The sequence below is a fragment of the Nocardia sp. NRRL WC-3656 genome (assembly GCF_000720265.1).
Classification (GTDB): Bacteria; Actinomycetota; Actinomycetes; order Mycobacteriales; family Mycobacteriaceae; genus Nocardia; species Nocardia nova.
In genome coordinates this window covers 1-221 of sequence record NZ_JOJF01000146.1, presented here as the reverse complement: position 1 = coordinate 221, position 221 = coordinate 1, and the positions used below count along the sequence as shown (strand labels likewise).

Here is a 221-nt window from a genome sequence, read left to right as displayed (position 1 = left end):
TTTGCGGTGCCGGTGATGTAGGCGACGAGGCGTTTGTCTCCGGGGTGGTCTTCGCGGGCGATGACGGCTGCTTGTTCGATGCCGTCGAGTTGTGTTAGCGCGGTGCGGATTTCGCCGCATTCGATGCGGTATCCGCGGATTTTGACTTGTTCGTCGGCGCGGTCCACGTAGTGGAGTTGGCCGTCGCTTCCCCAGCGGACGAGATCTCCGGTGCGATACAT

The 221-nt window shown here is 61.5% G+C and carries 1 protein-coding gene; it reads right to left on the bottom strand.

Annotated elements, in window-relative coordinates; all coding sequences use genetic code 11:
- On the bottom strand, window positions 1–221 hold a 221-nt coding region (locus tag IG65_RS35615; protein WP_036526753.1), incomplete at both ends, for an AMP-binding protein.